Source organism: Roseateles albus, from assembly GCF_028595345.1.
GTDB lineage: Bacteria > Pseudomonadota > Gammaproteobacteria > Burkholderiales > Burkholderiaceae_C > Paucibacter_A > Paucibacter_A albus.
The window spans coordinates 51,684-67,554 of record NZ_JAQQXT010000001.1 but is presented as its reverse complement, the minus strand read 5'-3'; the positions used below and the strand labels follow the sequence as shown (position 1 = coordinate 67,554).

16 protein-coding genes and 1 tRNA gene are annotated in these 15,871 nt (G+C 61.0%); 7 read left to right on the top strand and 10 right to left on the bottom strand.

The features are described from left to right. Window positions 1-198: 198 nt before the first annotated feature. Window positions 199-1,086 (bottom strand): DMT family transporter, encoded by an 888-nt coding sequence (locus tag PRZ03_RS00315; protein ID WP_273598496.1) that lies wholly within the window; start codon window positions 1,084-1,086, stop codon window positions 199-201. A 110-nt stretch (window positions 1,087-1,196) separates the two neighbouring features. Between PRZ03_RS00315 and PRZ03_RS00310 the strand changes: the two genes are divergently transcribed. Beyond that, window positions 1,197-2,555: an aminotransferase-like domain-containing protein gene (locus PRZ03_RS00310; protein ID WP_273598495.1), complete on the top strand. Its 1,359-nt coding sequence runs from the start codon at window positions 1,197-1,199 to the stop codon at window positions 2,553-2,555. Between the two features lie 393 nt (window positions 2,556-2,948). Here PRZ03_RS00310 and PRZ03_RS00305 read toward each other — a convergent pair whose 3' ends face one another. Next, window positions 2,949-4,064, bottom strand: coding sequence for an FRG domain-containing protein (locus PRZ03_RS00305; protein ID WP_273598494.1), 1,116 nt, complete (start codon window positions 4,062-4,064; stop codon window positions 2,949-2,951). Window positions 4,065-4,212: 148 nt separating this feature from the next. Between PRZ03_RS00305 and PRZ03_RS00300 the strand changes: the two genes are divergently transcribed. From PRZ03_RS00300 to PRZ03_RS00290, 4 genes are read left to right on the top strand one after another with little or no spacing between them, the layout of a single operon-like run. Then, window positions 4,213-4,581: a hypothetical protein gene (locus PRZ03_RS00300; protein WP_273598493.1), complete on the top strand. Its 369-nt coding sequence runs from the start codon at window positions 4,213-4,215 to the stop codon at window positions 4,579-4,581. A 53-nt stretch (window positions 4,582-4,634) separates the two neighbouring features. Beyond that, the gene (locus PRZ03_RS00295) at window positions 4,635-5,483 is read left to right on the top strand and encodes a rolling circle replication-associated protein (RefSeq protein WP_273598492.1); all 849 of its coding nucleotides are present in this window, start codon (window positions 4,635-4,637) and stop codon (window positions 5,481-5,483) included. Beyond that, window positions 5,477-5,812 carry a helix-turn-helix domain-containing protein gene (locus PRZ03_RS24025; protein ID WP_409993905.1) on the top strand — a complete coding sequence of 112 codons (336 nt, stop codon included), beginning with the start codon at window positions 5,477-5,479 and terminating at the stop codon, window positions 5,810-5,812. Before PRZ03_RS00295 ends, PRZ03_RS24025 begins: the two co-directional genes overlap by 7 nt. Further along, window positions 5,716-6,720, top strand: a complete 1,005-nt coding sequence (locus PRZ03_RS00290; protein WP_409993913.1) for a tyrosine-type recombinase/integrase — start codon at window positions 5,716-5,718, stop codon at window positions 6,718-6,720. Before PRZ03_RS24025 ends, PRZ03_RS00290 begins: the two co-directional genes overlap by 97 nt. A gap of 19 nt (window positions 6,721-6,739) precedes the next feature. Here PRZ03_RS00290 and PRZ03_RS00285 read toward each other — a convergent pair. The 5 genes from PRZ03_RS00285 to rsmB all read right to left on the bottom strand — a co-directional run bounded on the left by PRZ03_RS00285 (window position 6,740) and on the right by rsmB (window position 12,013). Next, window positions 6,740-6,815: transfer RNA gene (locus tag PRZ03_RS00285), tRNA-Phe, on the bottom strand. Between the two features lie 67 nt (window positions 6,816-6,882). Continuing rightward, complete coding sequence (locus tag PRZ03_RS00280) at window positions 6,883-7,575, bottom strand: response regulator (protein WP_263532859.1); 693 nt, start codon at window positions 7,573-7,575, stop codon at window positions 6,883-6,885. Window positions 7,576-7,586: 11 nt separating this feature from the next. Further along, window positions 7,587-9,878, bottom strand: coding sequence for a sensor histidine kinase (locus PRZ03_RS00275; RefSeq protein ID WP_273598490.1), 2,292 nt, complete (start codon window positions 9,876-9,878; stop codon window positions 7,587-7,589). Window positions 9,879-9,924: 46 nt separating this feature from the next. After that, window positions 9,925-10,641 (bottom strand): DUF4390 domain-containing protein, encoded by a 717-nt coding sequence (locus tag PRZ03_RS00270; protein ID WP_273598489.1) that lies wholly within the window; start codon window positions 10,639-10,641, stop codon window positions 9,925-9,927. A gap of 4 nt (window positions 10,642-10,645) precedes the next feature. Next, window positions 10,646-12,013 (bottom strand): 16S rRNA (cytosine(967)-C(5))-methyltransferase RsmB, encoded by a 1,368-nt coding sequence (gene rsmB, locus PRZ03_RS00265; RefSeq protein WP_273598488.1) that lies wholly within the window; start codon window positions 12,011-12,013, stop codon window positions 10,646-10,648. A 184-nt stretch (window positions 12,014-12,197) separates the two neighbouring features. Here rsmB and folE point away from each other — a divergent pair, with 184 nt between their 5' ends. Continuing rightward, a complete protein-coding gene (gene folE / locus PRZ03_RS00260) occupies window positions 12,198-12,839 on the top strand; it encodes a GTP cyclohydrolase I (RefSeq protein WP_273598969.1) in 642 nt (213 codons plus the stop codon). A gap of 41 nt (window positions 12,840-12,880) precedes the next feature. Continuing rightward, entirely contained in the window at window positions 12,881-13,303 is a 423-nt protein-coding gene (locus PRZ03_RS00255; protein ID WP_263532855.1) for a BLUF domain-containing protein, read from the top strand. 17 nt (window positions 13,304-13,320) lie between these two features. Here PRZ03_RS00255 and PRZ03_RS00250 read toward each other — a convergent pair whose 3' ends face one another. From PRZ03_RS00250 to queC, 3 genes are all read right to left on the bottom strand, one after another. Beyond that, window positions 13,321-14,481 (bottom strand): ABC transporter substrate-binding protein, encoded by a 1,161-nt coding sequence (locus tag PRZ03_RS00250; RefSeq protein WP_409993904.1) that lies wholly within the window; start codon window positions 14,479-14,481, stop codon window positions 13,321-13,323. Between the two features lie 96 nt (window positions 14,482-14,577). Beyond that, complete coding sequence (locus tag PRZ03_RS00245) at window positions 14,578-15,123, bottom strand: LemA family protein (RefSeq protein ID WP_263532854.1); 546 nt, start codon at window positions 15,121-15,123, stop codon at window positions 14,578-14,580. Then, window positions 15,120-15,845: a 7-cyano-7-deazaguanine synthase QueC gene (gene queC / locus PRZ03_RS00240; RefSeq protein ID WP_273598487.1), complete on the bottom strand. Its 726-nt coding sequence runs from the start codon at window positions 15,843-15,845 to the stop codon at window positions 15,120-15,122. The genes PRZ03_RS00245 and queC overlap by 4 nt, the downstream gene beginning before the upstream one ends. Window positions 15,846-15,871: the final 26 nt, after the last annotated feature.

The window sequence follows — 15,871 nt, the reverse complement described above, 5'->3', positions numbered from 1 at the left end:
TTCAAAAAAACAGCAAGCAAATTCCGCGCGAATTGCTTGCCAGCTAGGTGGTCTTTGTTTGATGGCACTCGCTATGTTGCCAGCCATTAAAATACAAACCAACCAATAGGTCAGTATTTTATGCAAAATTTCGCAGCGCGCAAGCCCAGACGATAAAAAGCCAGGGGCGCGCACGCAAACCCGGCCCAGCTGATCGCTCTAGCGGCCAAACTTTCTCGAACCCGCCACGCAAAGAATCACCGCCACCGTGACGCCCAGCATCAACGGGCTGACCTGCTCGTCCAGCAGCGTGGCCGCCAGCGCCAGCCCAAAGAAGGGCTGCAGCAGTTGCAGCTGGCCGACGGCGGCAATGCCGCCTTGCGCCAGGCCGCGATACCAGAACACAAAGCCGATCAGCATGCTGAAGACCGAAACATAGGCCAGGCTGAGCCAGGCAGGAGTGGTGATGCCGGTGAAGTCGGGCGGCGCTTTGAACCAGCTCAACAGCGCCATCAGCGGCAGCGCCAGCACCAAGGCCCAGGAAATCACCTGCCAGCCACCCAGCGTGCGTGACAACTTCGCGCCTTCTGCGTAACCGAGTCCGCAGACAAGTATGGCCAGCAGCATCAACAGATCTCCCGCCGGAGAGGCCCTCAGCCCTTGCGACAGCGCGAAGCCCACCACCAGCAAACTGCCCAAGACCGAGAAGAACCAGAAAGCCGGGCGCGGACGCTCACCCCCGCGCCACACCCCAAAGCTGGCGGTGGCGAGCGGCAACAGGCCGAGGAAGACGATGGAATGCGCGGAAGTCACATATTGCAGCGCCAAGGCCGTCAGCAGCGGAAAGCCCAGCACAACGCCGGCCGCGACGATGGCCAAAGGCCCCAGCTGATGCCTGGCCGGCCGCTTTTCCTTGAAGAGCAGCAGCAAGCACAGCGCCAGCAGGCCGGCGATGCTGGCGCGGGCTGCCGTCAGGAAGAAGGGCGAAAACTCCCGCACGGCCAGCCGGGTCGCCGGCAAGGAGGCACTGAAGATCAGCACGCCGATAAAGCCATTGAGCCAGCCGCTGCTGGATGTTTTTGTTGTGGGGGTTTGCGGCTGCGTCAATTGAGCTTCTCCATTCAGTGCCAGCGCTAGGGTCTGACCGCGCGCTTGTAAGCCGCCAGTCTAGGCATCACAATCAGGACAATCAAATAATTGTCATAGATACATTGCCTATGGTTCAAGCCCGGTACAAGCAGGTGGTCGATCGCTTCGCCGCCGATATTCGCGCCGGCCGCATGCCGCCCGGCACGCGTTTGCCCACGCACCGGCGGCTCGCCGCCAGCGAAGGGTTGGCCTTGATGACCGCAAGCCGCGTGTATGCGGAGTTAGGAGCTATGGGTCTGATCAGCGGGGAAACCGGCCGCGGCACTTTTGTGCGCGAAACCGCGCTGCCGCGCGGCCATGGTCTGATCGATCCACAGGCCTATCAGCACGCGGCGGCCACCGACATGGTGGACTTGAGCTTCAACTACCCGTCGCTGCCAGGCCAGGCTGAATTGCTGCGGACTTCCTTGCGCGAAATCGCCTCGGGCGGCGACCTGGAGGCTTTGCTGCGCTACCAACCGCATGGCGGGCGCCCGCATGAGCGCGCAGCCGTGGCGCGGCATCTTGCCGCCAGCGGCCTGAACGCGGCGGGCGAACAGGTGCTGCTGGTCGATGGGGCGCAGCATGGCCTGGCAATCACCGTGATGGCCTTGCTGCAAGCCGGCGATGTGGTCGCTGTTGATGCCTTGAGTTACCCCGGCTTCAAGCTGCTGGCCGACGCGCATCGCCTGGAGTTGGTGGCGCTGCCGGCGGCGGGTCAAGGCCCCGACCCGGATGCACTGGACGCGCTGTGCAAGCGCCGCAAGGTCAAGGCGATCTACACCATGCCGACGCTGCACAACCCCTTGGGCTGGGTGATGAGCAGCAGCCGCCGGCAGGACCTGGTGGCGGTAGCGCGCCGGCACGGCCTGCTCATCATCGAAGACGCAGCCTATGCTTTCTTGATCGAAGACGCGCCCGCGCCCTTGGCGGCCATGGCACCGGAAATAACGGTCTACGTGTCCGGCTTCTCCAAGAGCGTGGCCACGGGGCTGCGGGTCGGGTATGTTGTCGCACCGCCCGCCTCGGTGGCCCAGCTCGAGCGCGCGATCAGGGCGACGACCTGGAACACGCCGGGCCTGATGACCGCCATCGCCTGCGGCTGGCTGGCCGACGGCACCGTCGCCCGCCTGGAGGCCGCCAAGCGCCAGGATGCGCGCGCGCGCCAGCAAGTCGCCGCCCGGCTCTTGGGCAAACTCAAGCGCGTCTGCCACCCAGCCTCCTACTTCCTGTGGCTGCCGCTGGGAGAAGAAGTGCGCGCCGAGCAAGTGGCGATGACCTTGCTGCGCGAACGCATCTCGGTCTCCACCGCCGAGCCTTATGCGACCTCGGCGCAGGTCCCGCATGCGATCCGCTTGGCCTTGGGCTCGGTGGAGCTGCCCAGGCTGCACAGCGCGCTGGGCAGGGTGGCTGAGGTGATTGGGGAGATTGATCCGTATGGGGAGTAAGGGCTGAACTGCACGATTCCAGATCTGCGCGCATTTTTGGGCGGAATGTGCCTGCTCGGCTCAGGCCGATCAGTCATCCTTCGTGCCCTCCCGGGCACTGCGGACCATCGCTGCGCGATGTCCTGTGACAGCCACTGGCTGTCACAGAGCGAACCACGTCGGTGGTTCTCATCCACCTGTCAAACCCCCAAACGAAAATGGCTCCCACAAGGGGAGCCATTTGCTTTTGGTGGCCTGGGGCGGAATCGAACCACCGACACGCGGATTTTCAATCGCCTGAGACGCAAACAGCTCAATCGATCAGCGGTTCATTGCCTGCACCGCAGCGAGTAGAGGGCGCAACTAGGGAGCACTAGCACCTGCTTAGAAGCTACGCCTTGGCTACGGCAATTCCTATTGATCAGGCGAAAAGAACTGCTTGTGCTTCAAGAAAGTTGCAACACCATCTAGTCCAGCAAATAGAGTTGCTGCTGTAGTGCCCATGTTTCGTAAGTCTGCCAATGCTCTTCTCGCTTGATCAGAAGAAATATCCACTACCTCCAGCAAGGTTCCTAACTTCATATTTAGGCGAGTCTCTCGCTTCCGAAGAAATTCTTCGATATTGAGCATATTTGAAAATGTGAATAGGCCCTGTTGATTTAGTAGTCGGCCATTTCCACGCGAAGGTGGCGAATAGGCTGACACTGTCGGCATTGGATCTATTACATGTGTGGTCACCGTACTCATACCTTTGCGCACGAAGTCTGCACTAAGCCTAAATACTCGAACATGTGACGGTGGCTCCCTTTTTGCTACTACTTCTGCAAAAGCAAAGTATGCAGCCACATAGGGCGAACTAGTCCAGTCTAGAAGTGGCGTAGGGAAGCCATGATGCTGCGCTAGTCCAATAACTGCACCAAAGTCTGTGCTGGATGATAAATTGTATATACCGCCAAGTTCTGTTTCTAGCCTATCCGCAAAAATTGGTAGATCCTCACGAACATATCTGACTAGATCAACCCTGTCAGTTCTGTGGAAGCTGGTGCATAGCCTATGCCTTCCCCCTTGCCCCCTAAATGCAGCACCTTGCATGCTTGTATATTTATTCGCCCAACCTTTGAAAGCATCCCAGTCTGAGAATATTTGATGTGCTACCGTTTCTTCACCCAGTACCTCACGGAAAAGCTTGAGTGTCCCAGTTTTTCCGTCAGACCTCCATTCCCCTGATATTGCATTCTCCAACTCTGCATTCTTTATAGTAACGTCAGCCCTAAATTCATTAGGCAGGCGATATTCTTCTGATATTCTGTAGTCATTCTCCAGCATCTCGGATTTGAATACATTCAGCAAAATTTCATCACTATTTACAGTAGATATTGAAACACTTGCGACATTAATAAATCCATTGCCCCCTTCATTAAAAAGTACATGTCCTGAAGTTCGATCGGGATCAATCAGAAGCTGACACCATCCAAGGGTGCTGCCGTCGCTCGCTTTTGCCTCCCCAAAAAATAGTCCACTGATCATCATTTTTTCCCCTAAATAAATGTTGGCGAGCTTAACTTAAGCGCACATATCCACGGCCCCCGCCGCGGCGCATGCGACGCAGGCGGCGGGGGCGGTGGGTATGTGTGTCGCACAAGGGTGAACGAAGTCCCCTTCCTGCTATCCTTTGCCCATGAGCAAACGAAGCCGTCAAACTCCCAGCGTCGATGAAGTCGAGGCCAAGCGCCGACATGACCTGATGGACAAGGCTATCTTGAACTTCAAGGGTTCTGCCGACGAGTTGGAGACAGCCTTGGGCATGTTTATGGTTGGCCGTCACGTCGGCTGGAAAGTGCTCTACCTGATTCATAGCAAAAAGACCGTCGCAAAGTACGAGGCCTTGCTAGGCATCAACGTTCGCGAAGAGTTCCCCGAAATTGGCCCTGATGCCGAGCGCTCCATGGCTTGGCAGCTTTCCAAGTCCATCAGCAATTTTTGGAAAGTCGTTTCTGGGGAAGAAAAGCTGCCGCTAGACCGGGATGGTCGCCGCTCGCTCGAATAAGGGAACCTAAAGTTCCTTGACGGAACTTCAAGACCCCTCTACATTGCGGGGTCATGAAGTCCCCTCTTTCTTCAAAGTTCGATTTGGCAGCGGAACAGAGCACGGAAGCGCCGCGAGGCGCCCCGTGCTCCGGCACCGCTGCTGGGCTTGTCACCTTTAAAACAAGTGGCACGCCTGAGGCCAACACAATAGAGATTGATCAAGTTCAGACCCGCCTCAAGCGGCTACGTAGATCAGTCACCGTTGCGGCTCGTCTGTTTTCTCATGTCTTGGGAAACCGGAATTTCAAGCCGGCCATGTTGACCCTCACCTATCGAGACGTTGACGGCTTTTGCCCGCGTGACGTCTCCGAACTTCTAAAGCGCATTCGTAACTGGTTATCTAGACGGGGCCATGTTTTGCGCTACGTGTGGGTTGCTGAGCTTCAAGTGCGGGGGGCGCTTCATTACCACGTGCTGCTATGGCTGCCTCGTGGTTTGACTCTCCCGAAACCTGATAAGCAAGGATGGTGGCCACATGGACACACACGAATCGAATGGGCGCGGAACGCCATCGGATACCTCTGCAAATACGTCTCCAAATTCGACGGACAAGCCAAGCTCCCCAAGGGATGCCGACTCCACGGCTCAGGCGGGCACGACGACTTTGCCAAGTCGATTCGACAATGGTTCAACCTGCCCTCATGGCTCAAGGCTCTCGCCGGAGTTGGCGAACGCTTTGTGCGAATCAAAGGTGTCGGCCTGGTTGAGCGTGGAACGGGGGTTTGCTTGCCGTCGCCCTGGCGGGTGTCCTATCGCGGAGGCCGTGTCTTTGCAACTCAAATATTCGAGTACGCGAACGGCCTCGCCAATGTCTGCGGACCCTATTCAAGACTTGAATTTGTGCGAGGACAAGCATGCTGACCCTGACTCTCATTGAAGCAGCCAGCCTGCTCAAGGTGCATCCAAAAACCTTGCAGAAGCTCGCCCAACGTGGCGGTGTGCCCGCCTGCAAGGTCGGGCGCTCTTGGGTTTTCGTCGAGCAGTTGCTCATCGACCAATTAGTTTCTAGATCCAAGGCGCGCTTGACCGTTGCCGACGATCAGGAGTTCTCAGAATGTCTCTCTACAAACGCAAAGATTCGCCCTTCTGGTGGATCAAGCTCCCTGCCATCCGTGGCGAGTCGAAGCCTTTACAGCAAAGCACTGGGACTGGTGACAAGCGGCAAGCGCAGCAAGTCCATGACCGCCTAGCTGTTTCACGCTGGGAGCAGGACCGTCTCGGCGTCAAACCGCGCCGGTCCTGGGAGGAGGCTGTGCTGCGTTGGCTGTTGGAGACCAAGCACAAAGCCACCCATGATGGCGACAAGGCAAAGCTGCGCTGGCTTGATAGCTACCTGGGTGGCAAACACCTCGAAGAGATCGACCGCACGCTGATCGACCGCATAAAGTTTGACAGGGAGAAAGTCTCCGCCGGCGGCACCACGAATCGCTATCTGGCGCTGATCCGCGCCATCTTGAAACGGGCCTGCTCAGATTGGGAGTGGATAGACCGGGTGCCCAAGTTCAACATGTACCGGGAAGCCGAGGGCCGGGTGCGCTCGCTCACGCCGCAAGAATTCGATACCCTTTGTAAAGAGCTGCCGGAACATCTTGCCGACATGGCCGCGTTCTCTGTTGCCACCGGCTTGCGGTCGGCAAACGTCAAGGGCCTTGAATGGAGCTATGTTGATCTTGAGCGCCGGCACGCCTGGATACCGGGCAGCAAACACAAAAACGGCAAGGCTCACTCTGTGCCGCTGAATGAAATGGCATTGGCCGTGATTCGCAAGCAAATCGGCAAGCACAGCAGCCGCGTTTTCACATACCGTGGCAACCCGGTCGGCCAGTGCAACACCAAGGCATGGACAGCAGCCTTAGAACGGGCGGGAATCGAAAATTTCCGCTGGCATGACCTGCGACATACCTTCGCGACTTGGCACCGGCTGGCGGGGACGCCAACCCATGAGCTTCAAATGCTTGGCGGCTGGAAGACCGGCGCCATGGTGGAGCGCTACGCACATCTTGCTCCTGAAGCACTTCAGGGGGCCGCCAATCGCCTCGACGCGATTGGCCGTTACGTTCCGGCTACGGACAAAGACAAACGGCCTAGCTCTGATTGAGCTAAGCCGTTGTTTTATCTGGTGGCCTGGGGCGGAATCGAACCACCGACACGCGGATTTTCAATCCGCTGCTCTACCGACTGAGCTACCAGGCCTTATTCTTTTCATCACTTCTTCGTCGCAGCTGCCTGCTTCAAATCAGCGAAGACCGCGACTATAGCATCAAATTCCGCCGCCGCGCTTATTTCGACTCAGATCGACACCCAATTGCTTGAGTTTTCGATACAGATGGGTGCGCTCCAGGCCCGTCTTTTCGGCCACGCGGGTCATCGAGCCGTTCTCTTTCGAGAGGTGGAATTCGAAATAGCTCTTCTCGAAGGCGTCACGCGCCTCGCGCAATGGGCGATCAAGCTCGAAGCTTTGCTCCGAAGCCAGGCCCAGCGCCGGCTGCGCCATTTGCGGCATCAAGCCCAGGCTGGGAGCGGTGTACTGGGGCGGCATTTCGCTGCGCATATAGGTTGACACACCGACCGGCGGCGCCGGGCGTGGTGCTACCTTGACCAGTGACTGCTCAACCGCACGCAACAGCTTTTGCAAGGTGATGGGCTTTTCAAGGAAGGCAATGGCGCCGAACTTGGTCGCCTCAACCGCCGTATCGATGGTGCCGTGGCCGCTCATCATGATGACGGGCATGGTCAGCAGCCCAGCGCCGCCCCATTCCTTCAACAAGGTGATGCCGTCTACATCGGGCATCCAGATGTCTAGCAACACCAAGTCGGGCCGCATGCGCTCACGCACGGCGCGAGCCTGCGCGGCGTTCTCAGCCATTTCAATGGTGTGCCCCTCATCGCTGAGGATTTCTGACAACAGGGCACGGATGCCCAATTCGTCGTCAACTACAAGAATTGTTGCCATGGAGTCCTAGTTCACGCCGGCTTATCCGCAGGGCCAGCATCGACCGCTGCAGTTGAAAACTTTGAAAATGATAACGAAACTTGCGCGCCCACTACGGCCAAGGCATCATCGCCGGCCACATGAAGATTGCTCAGCCGGATACGCGCGCCATGTTCATCGGCGATTTTCTTGACCACCGCCAGACCCAAGCCCGTGCCTTTGGTCTTGGTGGTGACGTAAGGCTCGAAAGCCCTCTTGAGCACTTTCTCGGCGAATCCAGGCCCATTGTCGGTGATGTTTAGGCGCAACACACGCACTTCGCCACTTTCTGTGAAAACTTGCACCGTGCGCACCAGCACCTGCCCGTCCGGGCGCTCCTGGACCGCGTCCAGCGCGTTCTGCACCAGGTTGTGAATGACTTGGCGCAACTGCGTCGCGTCGCCCTTGATGGCGCAGGCGTCCGGGGCCAATTCGGCGCGCAAAAGACCGCTTTCCTGGGCCTCGGCATACAAGGTCAGTACCTCGCTGACCAGTGCATTGAGGTCCAGCACCTTGAGCTGTGCCGAGGGCAGGCGGGCGTAGTCGCGGAACTCGTTGACCAACTGCTTCATCGACTGCACTTGGTTGACGATGGTGGCCACCGACCTGACCAGCATCGCCTGATCAGCGCCCTCGAGCTTGGCTTCGAGCTTGTGTTGCAGGCGTTCGGCCGAGAGCTGGATCGGCGTGAGCGGATTCTTGATCTCATGCGCCAAGCGCCGGGCCACCTCGCTCCAGGCGGCGGAACGCTGAGCAGAGACCACCTCGGTGATGTCATCGAACACCATCAGCCGCGCGTCTTGCGGCAACTTCGCTCCGCGTACCAGCAGCGTTAGCACGTCCTGACCCGCTTCGAGCTGCAGCTCAAAAGCATCCTGCCAATGTTCGGTCCCCAAGCCAAGCGAGGCTTCGGCAACGCTCGGGCGCAGCGGCCGGTCCTGCTCGAAGCGCTGCATGATCTCTGCGGCAAAAGGCTGCAACTGCGGCAACTCGTCAAGCTTGCGGCCGCGCAGGTCTTCTGGGGGCAGACGCAAGATGCGCACCGCGCCGGGGTTGACGGTTTCGATGCGTGCCTGGGCATCAAAGACGATCACGCCGGCGGTCAGATTATCCAGAATGGTCTGCAAATGTGTGCGCGCACTCTCCAGTTCGGCCACGCTGCGGCCCACCATGGCGCGAGCATCGGAGAGTTGCGCCGTCATGTCCGCGAACGAGCGCGTGAGGCCGCCGAGCTCATCGCGCGAGGCCAACATGGGCTTGCGGCTCAAGTCACCTTGCGCCACCTGCCGCACGCCATCGGCCAGCAGCAGCAGCGGCCGCGCTAACTGATTCCCCAAGGTGACCGCCAGCAGCAGCGCTGCGAACACGGCCAGAATCAGCACCAGCGTCAGCGTGCCGATATACATGCGCCGCAAGCCGTCGCGCTCCAGCGCCCGCTGCTGATACTCGCCGCTGGCCGCCTGCACCGCCAGGGCATTGGCGACCACCGAGGCCGGCACACGCTGGACCACCATCAAAAAGCGCTCTCCGGAGCTGCTACTGCTGAGGCGATAGTCGGCGTTGGGCATCAGCGCCAGCGCGCGAATACGCGCCTGGCCTTGCATTGCCAAGGTCTCGTCTTCCAGACCTTCGAGCTGGCTCGCCACCTTGGCCACGCGGGCCAGGCGCAGCATGCCTTCCGAGGGCCGCTCCGCCGTCAGCGAGCTGGTGTCGCCACCGGACGACATCAAAATTTGCCCATGCCCATTGACCAGGTCTACGCTGCGGGCGCCGAGTTGCACGCGCAGGCGCTCCAGCGCCAAGGGCTGCGGCATGCCGCCCGATTCCGACAAGCGCCCAGCGGCGCTCAGGGTCTTGTCCGAGAGGTCGCTGACCAGCCCGTCCAAGGTGGCGCGGCCCAGGTTCAAGCCGGCCTCCAGCGCGCCGGCCAAGCGCACATCGAACCAGCTTTCGATGCTGCGGTTGACGAACTGGTAAGACACGCCGTAAATCATCACGCCCGGCACCACGCCGACCAAGGCGAAGATGCCGGCCAGTTTGAGCAGCAGGCGGCTGCCGAATTTTCCCGAGCGCACGCGCAGCACCAGGCGTACTGCGGCCACGCCGATGACCAACACCAGCAAGCTGGCCACGGCCGCATTGAGCCAGAACAGCCAGACATAGTGGCGCTCGAAAAACCCGCGTTGTGAACTGACGCCGATCAGCAGCAAAAAGGCCAAGACCCCGCAGACACCCGTCACGATCACCGTCGAGATGACCCAGGTTAATCGTGCTCGTCTGCTCAAGGCGCCGCCCGCTTGGCTTGCTCAGCCCTGACCCCGACCGCAAAAATCATGGCACGACGAGGCTGCTGCTGAAGTCGGCCGCCAAGTTCTGCGTGCGCTCGATATTCAAACCCCAGCCTTGGGGCGACCCCAAACCGATCTGCATGGGCTTGGGCAACTGACTGGTATCGAGCCGGTAGCTGAACTCCAGGTAATAGCGCCCGCCGTCTTCCAAATCGCGGTTTTCGGCGATGCGCCAGCCGGCCGCACCGCGCAGCGATGCCAAGGCCTCGGGCAAGCTGGCATAACTTTGACTGAGCCCGCCGGTGCTGACCTTGAATTGCCGCGTCAGCGGCTGCCAGGCCAAACGCCAGGTTCGGCTGGCGCGCGCCGTCCGGGCATCCCGCCAATACCAACGGTTACGCAGAATTTCGGCTTCGGCCACAAAGTAGATAGGCACACCCTTCATCAAGGCGTCTTCAGCCGCGCGGGTCAGCTCGAAGCGGGTGCTGAAGCTCAGCTCCAGGCCTTCTTCGGTTCGCTGGGTGCTCAGTTGGACGAGCTCCACCCCTTGTGCCAAAGCAGGCCGGGCCAATAGAGCCAACAGCAACACCAGCCCTGCCGCTGCCAGCCAACGCCAGATGCGGCGCGCCAGCGGGTGGGTGTCCCGGCTGACGTGGCTCAAAAAGGCAGGTGTTGCGGCGGTGACGGCTGGCGAGGTCAAGGTCGGTAGGTACTTTTGCTGCGAAGCGCCCCAGGCAAAAGCCTGCTTGCGCCGCGTCATGAGTTCAGAGCTTCTTGATCAGCAGCGCGTAATAGAAACCATCCAAAACCGATGGCAGACCACCCGCTGCCTCGCCATTGTGAGTGAGCGGGAGCAGATGCCCGCTCATGCCGGCCACATCGATGTGTTTTGCATCACTTTGGCGTTGCAAAAATGCATCGACTTGGTGCTCGCCCTCGGCCTTGAAGATTGAGCAGGTCGCATAGACCAGCCGCCCGCCGGGCTTGAGCGTCGGCCACAAGGCGTCCAGCAATTCGGCCTGGATGGTGGCCAGATTGCCTATATCCGTCGGCCGGCGCAGCCAGCGCACATCCGGATGGCGGCGCACAATGCCGGAGGCGCTGCAGGGCGCGTCCAGCAAGATCGCATCGAAGAGCTGGCCGTCCCACCAAGCCCCGTCGCCATGGCTTTGACGGGCATCGGCTGCCTTTGTTTGAGCCTTCAGGCACAGGCGTTGCAAATTGTCTTGCACACGGGTCAGGCGCCCGGCATCGCTGTCCAAGGCCAGCAGATCCAAATCGGCCAGCTCCAGCAAATGCGCGGTCTTGCCGCCGGGCGCCGAGCAGGCGTCCAGCACGCGCGCGCCTGAGGCGAGCGCCGGCAGCGATGCAAGCGCGCCCACTGTCAAAGGCGCCGCCAGCTGCGCCGCTGCGTCCTGCACCGACACATCGCCATCCGCAAAACCTGGCAAGGCCATCACCGGCAGCGCCCGCTCCAAGAGCAAGGCCTGGGGCGCCAGCGGCCCGACCGGCGTCGCCTTGATGCCGGCGGCGGCTAAGCGAGCCAGATAGCTTTCGGTACTGCCGCGCCGCGCATTGACGCGCAAGGTCATCGGCGGATGCTGGTTATTGGCCTGCAGAATCGCTTGCCATTGCTGCGGCCAGTCGGCGCGCACGCGGTCAATCCACCATTGCGGGTGGTTATAGGCAGCCGGCTCAGCGGCCTGCGCGGCCAGCACGATGGCGCTGCGCTCGCGCAAAAAGCGCCGCAGCACCGCGTTGACGAAGCCGGCACTGGCAGGCGCGCGCTTGCGCACCGCACTGACCGCTTGGTCAACCACCGTGTGATCGGTATAGGGCGGGGCCGCGCCCGGCGCGCAAGGCCACAGCAGCGCCAAGGCACTGACCAGCAAGGCGTCGACCTTGGGCGGCGGGGCTTTGGGCGCCAGCAGCGCACGCGCGGCTTCGGCACTGCTTAGCAAACGCAGCACATAAAAGCTCAGCGCCTGGGTGGCCGGGCGCAGCTCGGCGGGGCAGCGGGCCAGGACATCGGTCAGCGAGCGCCCAGAGCGCACGGCCTGCAGGGCATCGGCCACCTGCAGCAGCAGGCGCTGCAGCGGCGGGGAAAGTTGCGGATTGGGTTTCTCAGTCACGCCTTCAGTGTAGGTCAGCCCTGCACGGCCGGCAGGCAAGACCCGACCCTGCGCGGGTTTTGGATTGCGGCCACAATCGAGCGCTTCAGCCTAAGCGAGAAGTTTTATGAGCGGCGATTCATCCAAAAAAATAAGCCTAGACGCCCAGCAACTGGCGGCCCTGCCCGCGTCCGAGCGGGTGCGCATGCGTTTGGTCAGCGCCGGCTGCCGCCACCATGCGAATGACAATATCGCGGACTACATCGAAGCCGGCGAGCTGGAGCAGTTGCAAGCCGAGGTGCAGGCGCAGATGCAGGGCGTTTTGCGCGCGCTGGTGATAGATACCGACAGCGACCACAACACGCAAGACACCGCCAAACGCGTGGCCAAGATGTTCATGCAGGAGATCTTCAAGGGCCGCTACCAGCCCATGCCGGCGGTGACCGAGTTCCCGAATGTGACGCGGCTCAATGAGCTGATGATCGTCGGCCCCATCACCGTGCGCAGCGCCTGCTCGCACCATCTTTGCCCCATCATGGGCAAGGTCTGGATCGGCCTGCTGCCTAACGAGCATTCCAATCTGATTGGACTGTCCAAGTACGCGCGGATTTGTGACTGGATCATGAGCCGCCCGCAGATCCAGGAAGAAGCCGTCACCATGCTGGCCAACGAGCTGCAAGAGCGCGTGCAGCCGGACGGCCTGGCCATCGTGATGGAGGCCGACCATTTCTGCATGCATTGGCGCGGCGTCAAGGACAGCGAGTCCAAGATGACCAATAGCGTGATGCGCGGATCCTTTATGAAGGATCCCAATCTGCGCCGCGAATTCCTGTCCTTGATTCGTTAGACATCCACTCGACCATCGCTCGGCCCTCTCAAGGAAACCCCATGCTTGTTCACCTTCTGTACGCCAGCCGCGCCGCCCATGCGATGAGCGGCCAAGATCTCGTCGCCATCCTCAAACAGTCGCGCGAGCACAATGCCGGCGAAGGCATCACCGGCCTGCTCTGCCACAGCGACGGCGTCTTTATGCAGTTGCTCGAAGGCGGCCGCGACGCCGTCAACGCGCGCTACCAGCGCATCGCCAGCGACCCGCGCCACAAGGATGTGATCCTGCTCAGCTACACCGAAATCGCCGAGCGCGAATTCGCCGGCTGGACCATGGGCCAGGTCAATCTGCACCGCCTCAACCCCGGCCTGGTGCTGAAATACAGCGCCACCAGCCAGCTCAACCCTTACAGCATGAGCGGGCGAGCAATGTTGTCGCTGTTCCGCGAGCTGGTGAGCTCGGGCGCGATCGAATGCTCTTGAATCCGGCCTGAACTCGGTCAGCGCCTAACGCGGCCGTCGCCGGTCAGCATTGACAGCTCGACAAAGCTCGACGCGACACGCCGGCCCGGCCCGAAATTGACTGTGAAGCCGCCGGCGTTGTAGTTGCTCAGGCTTTCCAGTCCTGCGATCAAACCTTCACGCGTCAAGCTCTTGGCGCGGCGCAGCCCTTCGGTGAAAACCTTGGCGGCCAAAAAACCCTCCATGCCGGTGTAATTCGGGCGCAGCTCGCCGCCCGCTTTTTGCACCGCTGCTTGGTAGTCGGCCACCACACCATGGGCGACGCCAAAGGGATAGGGCATCACCTGGCTGACGACCACGCCCAGCGCTTCCTTGCCCAGCTCATCGGACAGCGCCTGGGTGCCTACAAATGAGACGTTATAGAACACGCCGCCATAGCCGGCCTTGCGCGCTTCGCGGATAAAGGCCGCACAGCTCTTGTAGGCGCTGACCATCACGATGGCCTCGGGGCGGCCCGGCACTAACTCACTCACCGCGCGTGCCACGTCGACCGTATTGCGCTCGACCGTGGCGGTGGCAACGGTTGCGAGTGACTGGCTCGTCAGGGCGCGGTTGACGCCGGCCAAGCCGGCCTTGCCATAGGCGTCGTTCTGATAAAAGACCGAGATCTTCTTCAGCCCCAAATTGGTCATCTGATTGACGATCAGCGCGGTCTCGTCGTAATAGGACGCACGCAGATGAAAGACCCAGCGGCTCACGGGCGCACGCAGCGCCTCGGCGCCGGTAAAGGGGCCGAACAAGGGAATGTGATGCTGGTTGATCAGCGGCAGCGCCACCAGCGAAGTCGGCGTGCCGACATAGCCGAACAGAGCCAGGACATCGTCTTCGATGAATTTGGCCGTGTTGGCCTCGCAGCGCTGGGGCTCGTAGCCGTCATCCAGCGTTTGCAGATCGATCAGGCTGCCGGCCACGCCACCGCTGGCATTGACCGCGTCGAAGTAGAGTTTGGCGCCGGCCCGCATCTGCAGGCCCAATTGCGCCGCCGGCCCGGTCAGCGGCGCCGACTGGCCCAGCACGATGCGTTTGCGCCCGCCGGCCTGTGCACGCGCCCCGGCAGGCAGAGATAGCGCAGCCATCGCGCCCAAGACATGTCGACGAAGCAAGATCGGTCTCCTGTATATCCAGCAGTCCTCTAGCATCGTCGTCAAACGCAGCCAAGCGCGCAGACCGGCGACGGCTCAGCCTTCAAGAGCGTGAATTTTTCTCAAGCCTGGCCCGATCAAGAGGTGGTCACTTCACAGTGAGCGAGCTTCGCGAAAGCCATACATGCTGGCCAGGATGCGCGTCGGGAACTGGGTGATCGCTTCGTTGAACTGACCCACCGCTTGATTGAAGAGCTGGCGCGCAAAGGAGCGCTGGCGCTCCACCATTTTCAGTTCATCGACCAAGGCATACAAATCGGCATGCTCGCGCAGCTCCGCATGGTGCTCCAACATCGACATCAGCCGGGTCAAGGCTGCTGCATGCACGGCGCTCGCAACCCCCAGCATGCCGACCGGTTCGGCCATATAGGGCCTGGGCCGCGCGGCCTGTGCCGCCGCGCTCACTTCGGCCTGCGCCTGCTCCAAGGCTTCAAAGGTAGCGCGCTCATTGCTGAGCAAGGGCTGCAACAAGACCAGCAGCTTGCTGCACAGCTGCGCTCGCGTCGTCAGATGCTCATCGAGCTGCACAAACGCGGCGGCAATGGCATTGCGCAGCCGCATCAAGCGGTTGTATGCGCCAATGCCCCAGAACAGCAGCAACGCCGCCACCGTCCACAGCGCCCAATTCAAGTTGCTCATGACGCCGTCTCGCTGAACTCCTGAAACCCCCGCGCGCGCAACTCACAGGCCGGGCAGCTGCCGCAGCCATAGCCCCAGGCGTGGCGCTGCGTGCGCTCACCCAGATAGCAGGTGTGGGTATGCTCGATGATCAGCTCGTTCAAGGCCGCGCCGCCCAGGCTTTCGGTCAGCGCCCAGGTTTGCGCCTTGGTGATGAACATCAGCGGGGTTTCCACCGTCATCGGCGCATCCAGCCCCAAACTCAGCGCCACCTGCAGCGCCTTGAGCGTGTTGTCGCGGCAATCCGGGTAGCCCGAAAAATCGGTCTCGCACATGCCACCCACCAGCACCGAGGCCCCGCGCCGGTAGGCCAAAGTGGCAGCGAACGTCAAAAATAACAGGTTACGCCCCGGCACAAAGGTATTGGGCAGGCCATTCGCCTGCATCTCGATGGCGCGGTGCTCGGTCAGCGCAGTGCTCGATATCTGGCCAAGCAGGGCGAGATCCAGCAGATGATCTTCGCCCAACTTGGGCGCCCAAGCCGGGAAGCGCGCGATCAGCTCGGCGCGCACGGTTTGCCGGCAATCCAGCTCGACGCGGTGGCGTTGGCCGTAATCAAAACCTATGGTTTCGACCTCGGCGTAACGTTCCAGCGCCCAGGCCAGGCAGGCTGTCGAGTCCTGGCCGCCGGAAAACAGCACCAGGGCTTTGCGGGCGGAGTTGGCTTGTGGTGTTTCGCTCATGCCGCCAGTGTGCCAGAGCCCTCCCG

Coding starts and splice junctions, on each gene's coding strand:
- PRZ03_RS00310 (WP_273598495.1), top strand. CDS start 1,197: ATGGTTCAAGCCCGGTACAAGCAGGTGGTCGATCGCTTCGCCGCCGAT.
- PRZ03_RS00305 (WP_273598494.1), bottom strand. CDS start 4,064: ATGATGATCAGTGGACTATTTTTTGGGGAGGCAAAAGCGAGCGACGGC.
- PRZ03_RS00300 (WP_273598493.1), top strand. CDS start 4,213: ATGAGCAAACGAAGCCGTCAAACTCCCAGCGTCGATGAAGTCGAGGCC.
- PRZ03_RS00295 (WP_273598492.1), top strand. CDS start 4,635: ATGAAGTCCCCTCTTTCTTCAAAGTTCGATTTGGCAGCGGAACAGAGC.
- PRZ03_RS24025 (WP_409993905.1), top strand. CDS start 5,477: ATGCTGACCCTGACTCTCATTGAAGCAGCCAGCCTGCTCAAGGTGCAT.
- PRZ03_RS00280 (WP_263532859.1), bottom strand. CDS start 7,575: ATGGCAACAATTCTTGTAGTTGACGACGAATTGGGCATCCGTGCCCTG.
- PRZ03_RS00270 (WP_273598489.1), bottom strand. CDS start 10,641: ATGACGCGGCGCAAGCAGGCTTTTGCCTGGGGCGCTTCGCAGCAAAAG.
- folE (WP_273598969.1), top strand. CDS start 12,198: ATGCGTTTGGTCAGCGCCGGCTGCCGCCACCATGCGAATGACAATATC.
- PRZ03_RS00255 (WP_263532855.1), top strand. CDS start 12,881: ATGCTTGTTCACCTTCTGTACGCCAGCCGCGCCGCCCATGCGATGAGC.
- PRZ03_RS00250 (WP_409993904.1), bottom strand. CDS start 14,481: ATGCTAGAGGACTGCTGGATATACAGGAGACCGATCTTGCTTCGTCGA.
- PRZ03_RS00245 (WP_263532854.1), bottom strand. CDS start 15,123: ATGAGCAACTTGAATTGGGCGCTGTGGACGGTGGCGGCGTTGCTGCTG.
- queC (WP_273598487.1), bottom strand. CDS start 15,845: ATGAGCGAAACACCACAAGCCAACTCCGCCCGCAAAGCCCTGGTGCTG.